General features: G+C 60.8%; 8 protein-coding genes. 4 read left to right on the top strand and 4 right to left on the bottom strand.

Annotated elements, in window-relative coordinates; all coding sequences use genetic code 11:
- Positions 1–57: 57 nt before the first annotated feature.
- The 3 genes from AB5Y84_RS11980 to AB5Y84_RS11970 all read right to left on the bottom strand — a co-directional run bounded on the left by AB5Y84_RS11980 (position 58) and on the right by AB5Y84_RS11970 (position 4,866).
- Positions 58–2,262: a FimV/HubP family polar landmark protein gene (locus tag AB5Y84_RS11980; RefSeq protein ID WP_368177008.1), complete on the bottom strand. Its 2,205-nt coding sequence runs from the start codon at positions 2,260–2,262 to the stop codon at positions 58–60.
- Positions 2,263–2,533: 271 nt separating this feature from the next.
- Complete coding sequence (locus tag AB5Y84_RS11975) at positions 2,534–3,550, bottom strand: aspartate-semialdehyde dehydrogenase (protein WP_167573081.1); 1,017 nt, start codon at positions 3,548–3,550, stop codon at positions 2,534–2,536.
- A 194-nt stretch (positions 3,551–3,744) separates the two neighbouring features.
- The gene (locus AB5Y84_RS11970; protein ID WP_257725723.1) at positions 3,745–4,866 is read right to left on the bottom strand and encodes a 4-phosphoerythronate dehydrogenase; all 1,122 of its coding nucleotides are present in this window, start codon (positions 4,864–4,866) and stop codon (positions 3,745–3,747) included.
- A 247-nt stretch (positions 4,867–5,113) separates the two neighbouring features.
- Between AB5Y84_RS11970 and AB5Y84_RS11965 the strand changes: the two genes are divergently transcribed.
- The 3 genes from AB5Y84_RS11965 to AB5Y84_RS11955 all read left to right on the top strand — a co-directional run bounded on the left by AB5Y84_RS11965 (position 5,114) and on the right by AB5Y84_RS11955 (position 8,230).
- Complete coding sequence (locus tag AB5Y84_RS11965; protein WP_368177007.1) at positions 5,114–5,857, top strand: phosphatase PAP2 family protein; 744 nt, start codon at positions 5,114–5,116, stop codon at positions 5,855–5,857.
- A 99-nt stretch (positions 5,858–5,956) separates the two neighbouring features.
- Positions 5,957–6,634, top strand: coding sequence for a ribonuclease T (gene rnt, locus AB5Y84_RS11960; protein ID WP_005333780.1), 678 nt, complete (start codon positions 5,957–5,959; stop codon positions 6,632–6,634).
- 273 nt (positions 6,635–6,907) lie between these two features.
- Entirely contained in the window at positions 6,908–8,230 is a 1,323-nt protein-coding gene (locus AB5Y84_RS11955) for a Na+/H+ antiporter family protein (RefSeq protein ID WP_201905603.1), read from the top strand.
- An 86-nt stretch (positions 8,231–8,316) separates the two neighbouring features.
- Here AB5Y84_RS11955 and purL read toward each other — a convergent pair whose 3' ends face one another.
- Positions 8,317–12,240 (bottom strand): phosphoribosylformylglycinamidine synthase, encoded by a 3,924-nt coding sequence (gene purL, locus AB5Y84_RS11950; RefSeq protein WP_368177006.1) that lies wholly within the window; start codon positions 12,238–12,240, stop codon positions 8,317–8,319.
- A gap of 149 nt (positions 12,241–12,389) precedes the next feature.
- Between purL and mltF the strand changes: the two genes are divergently transcribed.
- Positions 12,390–13,874, top strand: a complete 1,485-nt coding sequence (gene mltF, locus AB5Y84_RS11945) for a membrane-bound lytic murein transglycosylase MltF (RefSeq protein WP_005344877.1) — start codon at positions 12,390–12,392, stop codon at positions 13,872–13,874.
- The last annotated feature ends 244 nt before the right edge of the window (positions 13,875–14,118 follow it).

Below are 14,118 nucleotides of genomic sequence, written 5' to 3'. Positions count from 1 at the left end.
AGAAGAGGGCAGCCTGCTGGCTGCCCCCGTTTTGCTGATCCCGTGATGGGAGATGCTTTAGCCCAACCGCTTGAGTAACTTCTCGGCTTCGGCACGCTGGTGATCGCTGCCCTGCTCCGCTGCCTCTTGCAGCAGCTCGCGGGCGCTATCCTTGTCGTCAATCTCGAGGTAGGCACGGGCCAGATCCAGCTTGGCACCCACACCGCCGTCGTCGGCATCCACATCAAACCCGGTGGATTCCGGCAGCACCTCGGGGAAGCCATCGAGCCCCACATCCAGCGAGAAGCCCTGATACGGCTCCTGCTCCGGCGCGGTGGCATCCGCTTCGGCCAGCAGCTTGTCGATCTCGACGTAGCCGCTCTCCTGTGCCTGCTCACGGGGTTGAACATCTGCCGGATGTGATTCCACCTCGGCGAACGCATCTTCAAAATCAGAGAGCGCCAGCTCGTTGGGATCCCATTCCAGATCCAGCTCGGCTTCCTTCGCCTTGACAGGCTCAAGACCGAGCTCGGCCAGCATGGCATCCGCACTCTCGTCAGCGTCCTCTGCGGCACTGAGATCAATAGCGTTATCATCTTTGCCAGCAGCAGGCTCGTCGAGGGCATTGTCGAAATCGCCGAGATCGAAGCTGGCCAGATCGTCGTCAGCGGCACCGACTTTGTCGATGGAGCTCAAATCGGGCTCGAGGTCGGCGGAGATATCCGCATCCAGCTCGGCAAACAGGGCTGCCTGCAGCTCCTCTTCGCTCATGATCTCGTCAGCGGCCTTGGGCTTGGGATTGAACTCGCTGGCCAGATCCATGGAGGGCTCGTTGGCCAGCGCAATGGGCTCATCCAGCGAGAGATCGAGATCCGGCACCAGATCCGGGTCACGACTGGCTGGCTGGGCCGCCATCCGCTCGGGCTCAAAGCCCTGTAGCTCCATCTCGCCCTCGTCGCTGAACACCAGATCGACATCCGGCTTGGCGGCCGGCTCGTCAGGCTCCATCGGCATAAAGCCATCCGGGGTGTTGAGATCCGGCACAGGGCGCACCGGCTCGTTGTCGGTCACATCGACGCTCAGCAGATCATCAAACTCGCTCTGCTCCTGATCCATCATCATGGCGGTGGATTCGGAGAGGCTCTTCTCCTGCTCTTCCAGTTCGCGGCGGGCACGGGCACGCAGCCACAGGGTCACCAGCGCCAATACCAGCAGCACCGGCAGCAGGATGATCATGGCGAGGTTGAGCGGCGAGGAGAGCAGATCCATCAACCAGTTTTTTTCAGGTTCAGGCTCGGCTACCACCGGCGGGACCGGTTGGGCCTTGAGCTCGGCAATCTCTTTTTGCAGCGCCGTCTGATCCTGCAACTGGGCCTTGAGGGTCTCCACCTCCTCGGTCAGGGATTGCAGACGCAGCTTGAGCCTGTGGTTCATCTCGGTCACCTGGCCGAGCTGGGCATTGGCATCTTCCAGTGCCAGCGCCATCTCGGTGGCCGGTTTGCCCACCGGTTTATCCAGATCGGAAGGCAGAGGCGCCGGGGTGGTGCCTTCTGCAGCGCTAGGAGCAGGTGCTACCGCCTCTTTCGGCGCAGGCTCGCTCACCTTGGCCACTTCTTTGGTTTCAGCAGCCGGTTGCGGTGCCACCACCGGAGCGGGAATGGGGGCGGCTTTCGCCACTGGTAGCGGCGCAGGCGAAGCCTTCACCGGCTCGGTCTTGGCGGCTTCCACCTTCGCGGGTTTGGCGGCAGCCGGCTTGGCGGTGTGGCCCTGCTTGTCAGCCAGATATTTGGGGCTTAACCCCTTCCAGCTGGCGTTGTCGCTACGGAACTTGGAGCGGGCCTGAGCATCAGTGATGACGCTCGCCTCGGCCGCGGTCGGCAGCAGAATGCGGGATCCCACCAGAATGTGGTTGATATTGCCATCGGCAAAACTGCGGGGGTTTTTCTCGTAAATCGCCACCATGGTCTGGTAGACGCTGACCCGATTGGAGGGGCGATATTTGCTCGCCAGGCTCCATAGGGTATCGGTCGGACGAACAGGGCCATAGCTACCGGCATTGGCAGTGACCTGACGCACCACCGGCTGGGCGGTTGTACGCACAGGTTGTGCGACGGGTCTGGCGACCGGCTGCGCCAGCGGCTGGGAATTGACGGCGGGAGGTGCGGGTTCGTCAGGGCCTTTTAGCTCGACAAAAAAAGGCTCCCGCGCCGAGTCTTCAGCCTGGACGGTGCCCAGCAGACCCAATGCGAGTAGCGTTGCCAATGTTATGCGGGAATGTCCCATATTCGTTCCTTCGTATGACGGCCCTATCACATTGAAAAATCTGGATAGTTACCCCAAAACAGTCGGTTCAATATAAATCAGGCTCGCCTGGCAAGCCAGCGGTCCGACACATTTAGCACCCAACTTGACCCTGAGTGTAGGAAAAAACTTAATCAGTTGATATCGCAACAGAATCTTGAAGTGACGGAGTGCGGCATGGGTCACACCCCGGTTTGATCACAGGCCGGATGCGCAGCACTCCCTGCTGCGCATCTGTGGCATCTGACCAGCCTTACAGATAGTCGCGAACCAGCAGCTCGGCAATCTGTACACTGTTGGTTGCCGCGCCCTTACGAACGTTATCGGCCACGATCCACATATTGATACCACTTGGATGAGAAATATCCTGGCGCACCCGACCCACCAGCACCTCATCCTTGCCGGTTGCGTCACGCACCGGGGTCGGATAATCCCCTTCGTCATCAAACAGGGTCACGCCCGGCGCATTGCGCAGTAGATCCTTGACCTGTTCGGCATCGAGCGGCTGGTGCAGTTCGACGTGTACCGCCTCGGCATGGCCGTAGAAGACCGGCACCCGCACGCAGGTGGGGTTCACGGCAATGCTGGCATCGCCAAGGATCTTCTGGGTTTCCCACACCATCTTCATCTCTTCACGGGTGTAGCCGTTGTCAGTGAAGCTGTCGATCTGCGGGATCAGGTTAAAGGCGATCTGTTGCGGATAGAGGGTCGGTTCCACCGGACGACCGTTGAGCAGATGAGCGGTCTGACCCGCCAGCTCGCTGACCCCCTCTTTACCGGAGCCTGACACGGATTGATAGGTGGCCACGTTGATACGTGCGATCCCCACTTCGTCGTGCAGCGGCTTCAGGGCCACCAGCATCTGGATAGTGGAGCAGTTGGGGTTGGCGATGATGTTGCGATTGCGAAAATCGGCCAGCGCATCCGGGTTCACTTCCGGGATCACCAGCGGGATATCTTCGTCGTAACGGAAGCAGGAGGTGTTGTCGATGACGATGCAGCCGTGTTCGGCAGCAATCGGCGCCCACTTGGCAGAGACCTCGGCACCGGCGGAGAAGAGTGCGATCTGCACCTGGCTCCAGTCAAACGCCTCCACATCGAGGATCTCGAGGTTCTTGCCGCCAAAGCGCACGGTATCACCGGCGCTGCGGCTGGAAGCCAGCGGATAGAGGGTCGCTACCGGAAATTCGCGCTCTTCCAGGATCTCGATCATCGCCTGACCCACGGCGCCGCTGGCACCCAATACCGCTACGTTAAACTGCTGGCTCATTCTGTTCTCCTCTGATAATGCTGCAATGGCGCCGGGTGGCACCATGGTCGGCAGGCTCCCGCACGGCGAGATAACGCTGCCTGATATGGCTGAGCCGGCGCAGTAGCATCTGCGCCAGCTCAGTAAAAAAATGGGGGCGAGGTAGCCAGTACGACTCACCCCTTCCGGTTATCTTCCAACTCCTAGGCCCCGATTCAGGGGCGTGACAGCGCAAATCCCAGCTCGCCCAGCGTCTGGTCGGCAAACGCCCCCTCCACCTGCAGGGAGGATAGTTCACGGCGTTCGGGATAGTGTTTGCGCTGCTCGTCAAAGCTGCCGGGCAGGCCGAGTCGGGCCCGGAAACGGGCATCATCACGGCGCACGTCATAGACCAGATGCACCAGCTGCTTGATCAGCGCCTGATCCGGTGCGCGGCCCGGCACCACTGCCTGCACATCGGGGGCGGGCAACAGCCGACTCAAATCCTGACGAGGCTGGCGTCCCAGCTGCTGGCAGAGCGCCTGATAGAGCATCCAGGTGCCGCGGGCCTTCCCCTCCAGGCTGTAACCGGCGATATGGGGGGTGGCAATCTCGGTATGGGGCACCAGCGCAGCCAGTGGCTCGGGCTCGTTCTCCCACACATCCATCACCAGTCGCAAAGGCGCATCGCCCAACTGGCGCGCCAGCAGGGCCCGGTTATCCCACACCTCGCCACGGGATGCGTTGATCAGGATCTGCCCGGCAGGGCGCGCGGCAATCTGTTCGGCATCGAGCAGATGGTAGGTGGCATCCAGCCCTTCACGGGTAATGGGCACATGGAAGCTGACGATATCGGCACCAAGGGCAGTCTGGTAATCGACAAAGCCCGCATCGGGGGTATTACGCGCCTTGGGTGGATCGCAGCGCAGTACCCGCATGCCGAGCGCTTGGGCCTTGTCAGCCACACACTCGCCGGTATTGCCCGCGCCAATCACCGCCAACGTCATGGCCGAGAGGTCGAGTTCATAACGCTCCGCCAGCACCAGCAGGGCGGAGAGCACATAATCCCCCACCGAATACTTGTTGCAACCGGGGGCGCTGAAGAAGGGAATATTGCGGCTTGCCAGCAGGGTCTTGTCCACATGGTCTGTGCCTATGGTGGCGGTGCCGACAAACCCGAGTTTGGGGCTGGTCGCCAGCAAATCGCCGTTGACGCGGGTGACCGAACGCACCAGCAGCACATCGGCATCCAGCAGATCGCAGGCCTGCATCTGCCGTCCGGGCAAGGCGACCACCTCGCCAAATTCGGCAAACAGCTCCACGGCATGGGGCATATTCTCATCAACGACTATCTTCATCGGGCTCTCTTTGGTCACAACCGCCACGGGGGCGCCATTCTAGCGCAAAGCCGCCCGAGATTTCAGCCTGTGATGCAATCCGGCGCGAAAGGGGACCACATTGCGCGGCAGCCGCTCCATCCGCCCGCTCAAACAGAGGATATCGCCACAAATGTGTAAGCAGAGGTAACAAACGTGCTGCTCGGCTTTGTCCGGGCATATCACGATGGCACAATGCCCCTCTTTTTCGCGATCGCCCATACCCACCATGCCGCCACACGCTTCGTCGCTCCCAATGTCAACCGCTTCACTCACCCGCAGTCAGGTGCTTGGCTTCACTGCCCTGTTAATCCTGCCCCTGCTGCTGCTCGCCACCCTGCCCTGGCAGCCTTTTCTGACCGGCTCCCTGCAATCAGGCTGGTTATGGTGGTCATACGCCCTCACCCGCATGGTCGATCTTCCCGGGATCGGGGTCAGTGGCGCCCTCTTGCTGATGCTGACCCGCTACAAACTCAAACTGGAGCTGGCTCCCTTCATTGCGCTGGGGTGTGCGCTGGCGGCCCTACTTGCCAGCGACTGGGTGCTCAAGAGCCTGATCAAACACCTGACCGAAGAGCCCAGACCCTATCTGCTCTGGCTTGAGAGTCAGGCGCTGATCCCGGCCATCAAGCACTTCTACGCCAGTAGTATCGATGTGCGCAGCGAACAGGTTCATGCCGCCAGCCAGTTGTTGGCCCTGCCTGAGTGGCTCGGCCACCACTGGCAGGCCGAGGTGAACTACGCCTTCCCCTCCGGCCACAGTATCGCCGCCATCAGCTTGGCCCAGTTCTTTGGCCTTATCTGGCTGGCCCGAGCCCCCACGGGCGTCTGGCTGCTGCCGTTGTGGGCGCTAGGGGTTGGTCTGTCGCGCATGGTAATGGGAATGCATTGGCCGGTGGATGTGCTGGCCAGCGCCCTGTTGGGCACGCTCACGGCGCTGATTGCCGCCCGCTGGTGGCTGCACAGATATTGAATCGAGCGACATATTGCCGCGGCCGACAGCGTGGGATGGGGGGACAAGCCAGCGCTTTTTTGCCATAATGCCGCCTCATTTTATCCCGACCGAGATCCCATGACCGACGCAGTTCATACCCTCAAGGGCCGTTTCCGTGGTTTTTACCCCGTCGTCATCGATGTTGAAACAGCCGGGTTCAACGCCAAGACCGATGCCCTGCTCGAAATCGCGGCTTACACCCTGAAAATGGATGAGCAGGGCTGGCTCGTTCCCGATCAGGTATTCCACTTTCATGTCGAGCCTTTCGAAGGTGCCAACCTGGAAAAGGCCGCGCTGGAGTTCACCGGCATCGACCCCTACAACCCGTTGCGTGGCGCTGTCTCGGAAAAAGAGGCACTGACCGAGATCTTCAAGGGGATCCGCAAGGGGATGAAGGAGCAGGATTGCGGCCGCGCCATCATAGTGGCCCACAACGCTACCTTCGATCACGGCTTCGTGATGGCTGCCGCCGAGCGCGCTGGCCTCAAGCGCAATCCGTTCCACCCGTTTGCGACCTTCGACACCGCGGCTCTCTCCGGATTGGCGCTGGGTCAGACCGTGCTGGCCAAAGCGTGCCAGAGTGCCCGCATCCCGTTTGACAATAAAGAGGCGCACTCTGCCCTCTATGACACCGAACGCACCACAGAGCTGTTCTGTCATATCGTTAACCGCTGGAAGAGCATGGGGGGTTGGCCGCCAGCGCATCCGGATGATGACACAACCGATGCTCCTGCCGATGATGAGGGGCAAGAATAAACGGACGAAGGCTGCCACAGGCAGCCTTCGCTATTTTGGGAAGTGATTGATTGCACGGCGCACCGGAAATCGCTATCAAGGTCACTATCCACCGCTGCGCACGGGATGCACGGAGATAAACAGGTCAAAACCCCTCATGTTGAGCAACCTTGTGCCACATGCTGCTGCGATATGAGGGGTTTGACTGATTTTTTTCTCGACATTTGTCACATTTTTCGCAAACTAACTCCCCTTCACATGACAGACAGCAATAACAAACTATAAGGAAATCAAATGAATCCAGTTGTTATCGCAGTCGGGCTGATGCTGGTGCTCAGTCTGCTGCGGATCAATGTGGTGGTCTCGCTGGCGCTGGGGGCCATTGCTGGCGGCCTGGTCGGTGGGCTGTCGTTGACCGATACCCTCACCACCTTCAGCGGTGGCCTGGGCGGTGGCGCCGAGATTGCTCTCTCCTACGCCATGCTGGGCGCCTTTGCGGTTGCCATCTCCCGCTCCGGGATCACCGACCTGCTGGCCCGCAAGGTGATCAACCAGTTGGGCAAGGATGCCAGCTCGACCCGCATCATGTGGGTCAAAACCCTGCTGCTCTCTTCCGTGCTGGCCGTGGCGATCTCCTCCCAGAACCTGATCCCGGTTCACATCGCCTTTATTCCCATCCTGATCCCGCCGCTGCTGCATGTGATGGCGCAGATGCAGATCGACCGTCGTCAGGTGGCCTGTGTCATCACCTTTGGCCTGACAGCTACCTATATGGTGCTGCCGGTCGGCTTTGGTGGCATCTTCCTGAACAACATTCTGGCCAAGAACCTGATTGATAACGGCGTGCCCATCACCACCAGCCAGATCCCGCTGGCGATGGCCATTCCGGTCGCCGGTATGGTACTGGGCCTGCTGACTGCGGTATTCATCAGCTATCGCAAACCGCGCCAGTACGATCTGGCCAAGATCCTGGATGCCGAGCCCGAAGCGGTCGAGCTCAACCTTACCCACATCTGGGTAGCTCTGCTGGCCATTGGCGTAGCGCTGGGGCTGCAACTGATGACCAACAGCATCGTACTGGGTGCGCTAGCCGGTTTTGTCATCTTCACCTGCGGCGGCGTCATCAAGTTTCGCGAAAGCCAGGATGCCTTCACTCAGGGGGTGCGGATGATGTCGCTGATCGGCTTCATCATGATCTCCGCCGCCGGTTTTGCCGCCGTGATGAAGGCAACCCACGGGGTCGACTCTCTGGTTCAGGTGGTTGCCTCAGGCATAGGCCAGCACAAAGGCATCGCCGCCTTCCTGATGCTGCTGGTGGGTCTGCTCATCACCATGGGGATCGGTTCTTCCTTCTCCACCGTGCCCATCATCGCCACCATCTATGTGCCGCTCTGCCTGCAGCTTGGCTTCTCACCGATGGCGATCATCGCCCTGGTCGGTACCGCAGGCGCGCTGGGGGATGCGGGTTCACCGGCCTCCGACTCGACTCTGGGGCCCACCTCCGGCCTCAACGCAGATGGTCAGCACGACCATATCTGGGACAGCGTGGTGCCCACCTTTATTCACTACAACATCCCGCTGGTGATCTTCGGCTGGATTGCCGCCATGGTGCTCTGATATGTAAAGTCAGCATCTAACTGAACTATTCATAAAAAACCGGCCAAGTGGCCGGTTTCTGTTTTTATGCGCTGGCGCTGTCTCTATTAACCCAGACGAACCCGGGCGTTGCGGAACATCCGCATCCAGGCGCCGTCCTCGCCCCAGTTGTCGGGGTGCCAGGAGTTGGCCACGGTGCGGAACACCCGCTCCGGGTGCGGCATCATGATGGTGGCGCGGCCGTCGGTGGTGGTCACGGCGGTGATACCATCCGGCGAGCCATTCGGGTTGGCCGGGTACTGCTCGGTCACGCTGCCGCGGTTGTCGACAAAGCGCAGCCCTACCAGACCGCTCTGCTGCAGTGCGCTCAGGTGAGCGGCATCGCGCACCTCGACACGCCCTTCCCCGTGGGAAACGGCAATGGGCATCACCGAGCCTGCCATGCCGGCGAAGAAGGCCGATGGGGACTCCTGCACCTCAACCAGACTGAAGCGGGCCTCGAAGCGCTCGGAGCGGTTGCGCACAAAGCGCGGCCAGAGATCGGCACCCGGGATGAGATCCCGCAGGTTGGACATCATCTGGCAACCGTTGCAGACACCCAGAGAGAGGGTATCGCCACGCTCGAAGAAGCGCTGGAACTGCTCGCGGGCGTTGTCATTGAACAGGATGGACTTGGCCCAGCCTTCCCCCGCCCCCAGCACGTCACCGTAGGAGAAGCCGCCACAGGCCACCAGGGTCTGGAACTCCTCCAGCTTGATGCGACCGGAGAGAATATCGCTCATATGGACATCGACCGCCGCGAAACCGGCACGATCGAACGCCGCCGCCATCTCCACATGGGAGTTGACCCCCTGCTCGCGCAGCACCGCCAGACGGGGTGAGACCCCGCGGGCAATGTAAGGTGCAGCCACATCCTCGGACGGGTTGTAAGTCAGCTTGGCATGCAGACCCGGATCGGTGGCGTCCTGACGGGCCGCGTGCTCACTGTCGGCGCACGCCGGGTTGTCGCGCAGGCGCTGCATCTGCCAACTGGTCTCGCCCCAGATGGTGCGAAGGGCAGTGCGGCTGGCGCGATAGACCTCCTGACCGCCCCGCTGCAGGGTGATGAGGTCCCCTTCGCGCACGGTACCGAGCACATGGGAGCAGGCCGCCAGACCGTGACCGGCCAGCAGGGTCATCACCGCCTCTTTATCTTCACGACGCACCTGAATGACGGCGCCCAGCTCTTCGTTGAACAGCGCCGGCAGCAGCTCGCCGCCGATGCGATCGAGCTGGATGTCGAGGCCGCAGTGGCCGGCAAACGCCATTTCGGTCAGGGTGACGAACAGGCCGCCGTCGGAGCGGTCGTGGTAGGCGATCAGCTTGCGATCGGCCACCAGCGCCTGAATGGCGTTGAAGAAGCCCTTGAGCTGGACCGGATTGTCGAGATCCGGCGCCTTGTCACCCAGCTGGCGATAGACCTGCGCCAGCGCCGAGGCGCCGAGGCGCTGCTTGCCATTGCCAAGGTCGATGAGGATAAGGTCGGTTTCACCGAGATCGGTACGCAGTTGTGGCGTGACTGTGTTGCGCACATCCTCGACCCGGGCAAAGGCGGAGATGAGCAGAGAGAGCGGCGAGGTGACGCTGTGCTCCTTGCCATCCTGCTGCCAGCGGGTCTTCATGGACATGGAGTCCTTGCCCACAGGAATGGTGATGCCAAGGGCCGGGCAGAGCTCCTCACCCACCGCCTTGACCGCCTCATAGAGCCCGGCATCTTCCCCCGGATGACCGGCAGCGGCCATCCAGTTGGCGGAAAGCTTGACCCGCTTCAGCGACCCGATGTGGGTTGGCGCCAGGTTGGTGAGCGCTTCCGCTACCGCCATGCGGGCAGAGGCAGCGTGGGAGAGCAGCGCCACCGGAGTACGCTCGCCCATCGACATGGCTTCGCCGTGATAGCTGTCGTAGGTGGCAGCGGTGACGGCGCAATCGGCCACCGGGATCTGCCAGGGGCCAACCATCTGGTCGCGATTGACCAGACCGGTCACGCTGCGATCGCCGATGGTGATAAGGAAGGACTTCTCCGCCACGGTCGGCAGACGCAGTACCCGCTCGGCCGCGTCACTCAAAGTGATGCCATCGAGCTGGAGCGCTTTGCCTTGTGCAGGCAGGGTCACCACGTCGCGGTGCATCTTGGGGGCCTTGCCGAGCAGCACATCCAGCGGCAGATCGATGGGCTGATTGTCAAAGTGGCTGTCAAAGAGGGTCAGATGCTTCTCTTCGGTCGCGGTGCCGATGACGGCATAGGGGGCGCGCTCGCGCTCACACAGCGCCTTGAACTGCGGCAGCTTGTCCTGCGCTACCGCCAGCACGTAACGCTCCTGGGATTCGTTGCACCAGATCTCCAGCGGGCTCATGCCCGGCTCATCGCTCTGGATGGCGCGCAAATCGAAACGACCACCGCGCTCACCGTCGTTGACCAGCTCCGGCATGGCGTTGGAGAGACCGCCCGCCCCCACATCGTGGATAAAGACGATAGGGTTGTCGTCACCCAGCTGCCAGCAGCGATCGATCACCTCCTGGCAACGGCGCTCCATCTCGGGGTTGTCACGCTGCACCGAGGCAAAGTCGAGATCTTCGGCTGACTGGCCGGAGGCCATGGAGGATGCGGCACCACCGCCCAGACCGATGTTCATCGCCGGGCCGCCCAGCACGATCAGCGCCGCACCGACCGGGATCTCCCCTTTCTGGACATGTTCGGTGCGGATGTTGCCGATGCCGCCTGCCAGCATGATGGGTTTGTGGTAGCCACGCACCTCGACGCCGTTGTGGCTCGGCACCTCCTCTTCGAAGGTACGGAAGTAGCCGAGAATGGCCGGACGGCCGAACTCGTTGTTAAACGCGGCTCCGCCGAGCGGCCCCTCCTGCATGATGTCGAAGGCACTGACGATACGGCTCGGCTTGCCGAAATCCTGCTCCCAGGGCTGCTCGAAGCCGGGAATGCGCAGGTTGGAGACGGAGAAACCGACCAGCCCCGCCTTGGGCTTGGCACCGCGACCGGTGGCCCCCTCGTCGCGGATTTCGCCGCCGGAGCCGGTGGCTGCCCCCGGGAACGGGGAGATGGCGGTCGGGTGGTTGTGGGTCTCCACCTTCATCAGGATGTCGACCTGTTCCTGGTGATACTGGTATTCGCCGTTGGCCGGGCTCGGGAAGAAGCGGCCACCCTGGCTCCCTTCCATCACGGCGGCGTTGTCTTTATAGGCAGAGAGGACATGATCCGGCGTCTGCTCGAAGGTGTTCTTGATCATCTTGAACAGCGACTTGGGCTGCTGCTCACCATCGATGGTCCAGTCGGCATTGAAGATCTTGTGACGGCAGTGTTCGGAGTTCGCCTGGGCGAACATGTAGAGCTCGATATCGTTGGGGTTGCGACCCAACTTGGTGAAGTTCTCCACCAGATAGTCGATTTCGTCGTCGGCCAGCGCCAGACCGAGCGCCACGTTGGCTTCGGCCAAGGCTGCGCGACCACCGCCCAGCACATCCACCTGGGTGAAGGGGCGCGGCTCGTGGTGAGCAAACAGGGCGGCAGCTTCGCTCATCTCGGCAAATACCACTTCCATCATCCGATCATGGAGCACGGCGGCAATGGCGCTGCGCTGGGCGGCACTCAACTCACCCTGCCCCTTGATGGTCAGGTAATAGGCAATACCACGCTCCAGCCGCTTGACCTGTTTCAGGCCGCAGTTGTGGGCGATGTCGGTTGCTTTGGAAGACCAGGGGGAGATAGTGCCGGGGCGGGGGGTAACAAGAAACAGCTGACCGCTGGGGGTGTGTTCGGGGATAGTCGGGCCGTAGCGCAAGAGCTGGCCCAAGGTCGCTCGCTCGGGGGGAGAGAGGGGGCTTGTCAGCTCGGCAAAGTGCACATACTCGGCATAGACATCCTCTATCTCTACTCCGCTCTCTACTCCACTCTCATTTCTCATCTGTGCGAAGCGTTGCAGCAGTTTTTGGACACGAAAATCAGACAGTGCTGGGGCACCACGCAAGATATCCATATGACCTTTCTCACCAAGTTTTAAAGTGGGGGGGAATTGAGACGCGCGTATTATAGGGATCTGGCTCACAGCGGACAAACGTTTTTCTCACTTCGTGCAGTGTGACTCTGCGCACACTCTCTGGTATAAAGGTGCCTCTTTTTTGACAAATGCCGATTTTTTCAACAAAGGTACTCACCTACTTGCGCTGCATTTTTCGACTGTTTATCGGGCTGTTGTTGACGCTGACACTGGTTGGCTGCGACTTCTATAGCCCCTCCAGCCAGCTGGAGCAGATCCGCCAGCGAGGCGAGATCCGGGTTGGCACCATCTATGGTCCAACCTCCTATTACCAGCGTGACGACCTCGCCCAGGGGTTCGATTACGAGCTGGCGCAAAATTATGCCGACTGGTTGGGGGTGAAACTCACCATCATCCCGGTCGACACCACTGACCAACTGGTCACCCTGCTGAAAAAGGGCAAACTCGATCTGGCGGCTGCCGCCATCATGGTCACCCCCGAACGGCGCGAGCTGTTTCGCTTCGGCCCGGGCTTCTATCAGGTCTCTCCCAAACTGGTCTACCGCAACGGCAAACCCAAGCCTGCCTCATTGAACGATATCAAGGGCAAGTTGGTGGTGGCCGCCGGCTCCACCGGTGAAGATCTGCTCAAAGAGATGAGCAAAGAAAATCCGAAACTAGCCTGGAGCACCAGCGACAACGCCGATGTGGAGGAGCTGCTCAAACAGGTGGTGGATGGCAAGATTGACTACACTGTGGTGCAGGATACCGTGCTGGCCCGTACCCAGCGCTACTACCCGGAGCTCACCGAGGGGCTGACCCTGGCCCAGAAGCAAACCGTTGCCTGGGCCATGAGCAAGCTGCCCGATGACAGCCTCTATGCCAGCGTGATCGACTTCTTCGGTCAGCGCTTTATGGATGGTGCCATCGCCAAGCTGGACGAGAAGTACTTCGGCCACGTGCAGAACTTCGACTTTGTCGATACCCGTACCTTCCTCAAGCGCGCCAAGAGCCTGCTGCCCAAGTACCAGCCGCTGTTCCAGACTCACGCCAAGAATATCGACTGGCGTCTGCTCGCCGCCATCAGCTATCAGGAGTCCCACTGGGACCCGCAGGCCCGCTCCTACACCGGCGTGCGCGGCATGATGATGCTGACCGAGCCCACCGCCAAGGCGATGGGAGTCAACGACCGTCTTCATCCGGAAGAGAGCATCAAGGGTGGCTCCCTCTATCTGCAACAGATGATGGAGAAGGTGCCGGATTCTGTGCCCGATGACGAGAAGGTGTGGTTTGCCCTCACCGCCTACAACATAGGTTACGGCCACATGATGGACGCCCGCCGCCTGACCAAAGAGCTTGGCAAGAATCCTGACGCCTGGAGCGACGTGAAAGAGGTGCTGCCGCTGCTGCAGCAAGCGCGCTGGCACCGCAAGGTACGTTACGGCTATGCCCGTGGCAGCGAGGCGCGCAACTATGTCAACAACGTGCGCCAGTATTACCAGAGTCTGCTCTGGCTCGACAACGAGCAGCAGAAGGCACATCAGCGGGAGAGTCTCGACAACGACAGCGAGCCCGAGCTGGCCGAGCGCCCCACCGCCATCGCCGAAGTGGTCAATCAGATCACCATGCGCTAACCAGCCATTATTCGGCTGTTTTCACGCAAACTTCTCTGTTACCATCGATTCACATCGGAGCCTATCCGAAATCGCATTGTTTTCATTATGTTGAGAGATTAAATAACAGCAATTTCGGATGGGCTCCATCAATGACCCAAGGCCGGGATGGCCAACTAAGTTGGGAGGAGACCAAGATGCAAAAACGTAGAAAAATCAGTCTGGTCAGAAAAGCGAAGTGCAGCTGGAGCCCCAGACGCAAACT

Source organism: Aeromonas sp. s11, assembly GCF_040907945.1.
GTDB classification, from domain to species: Bacteria; Pseudomonadota; Gammaproteobacteria; order Enterobacterales; family Aeromonadaceae; genus Aeromonas; species Aeromonas veronii.
Note: the sequence above shows the minus strand (reverse complement) of the source record. Positions and strands in the feature narration are given on the sequence as shown.

Coding starts and splice junctions, on each gene's coding strand:
- AB5Y84_RS11975 (WP_167573081.1), bottom strand. CDS start 3,550: ATGAGCCAGCAGTTTAACGTAGCGGTATTGGGTGCCAGCGGCGCCGTG.
- AB5Y84_RS11955 (WP_201905603.1), top strand. CDS start 6,908: ATGAATCCAGTTGTTATCGCAGTCGGGCTGATGCTGGTGCTCAGTCTG.
- AB5Y84_RS11980 (WP_368177008.1), bottom strand. CDS start 2,262: ATGGGACATTCCCGCATAACATTGGCAACGCTACTCGCATTGGGTCTG.
- rnt (WP_005333780.1), top strand. CDS start 5,957: ATGACCGACGCAGTTCATACCCTCAAGGGCCGTTTCCGTGGTTTTTAC.
- mltF (WP_005344877.1), top strand. CDS start 12,390: ATGCCGATTTTTTCAACAAAGGTACTCACCTACTTGCGCTGCATTTTT.
- purL (WP_368177006.1), bottom strand. CDS start 12,240: ATGGATATCTTGCGTGGTGCCCCAGCACTGTCTGATTTTCGTGTCCAA.
- AB5Y84_RS11970 (WP_257725723.1), bottom strand. CDS start 4,866: ATGAAGATAGTCGTTGATGAGAATATGCCCCATGCCGTGGAGCTGTTT.
- AB5Y84_RS11965 (WP_368177007.1), top strand. CDS start 5,114: ATGCCGCCACACGCTTCGTCGCTCCCAATGTCAACCGCTTCACTCACC.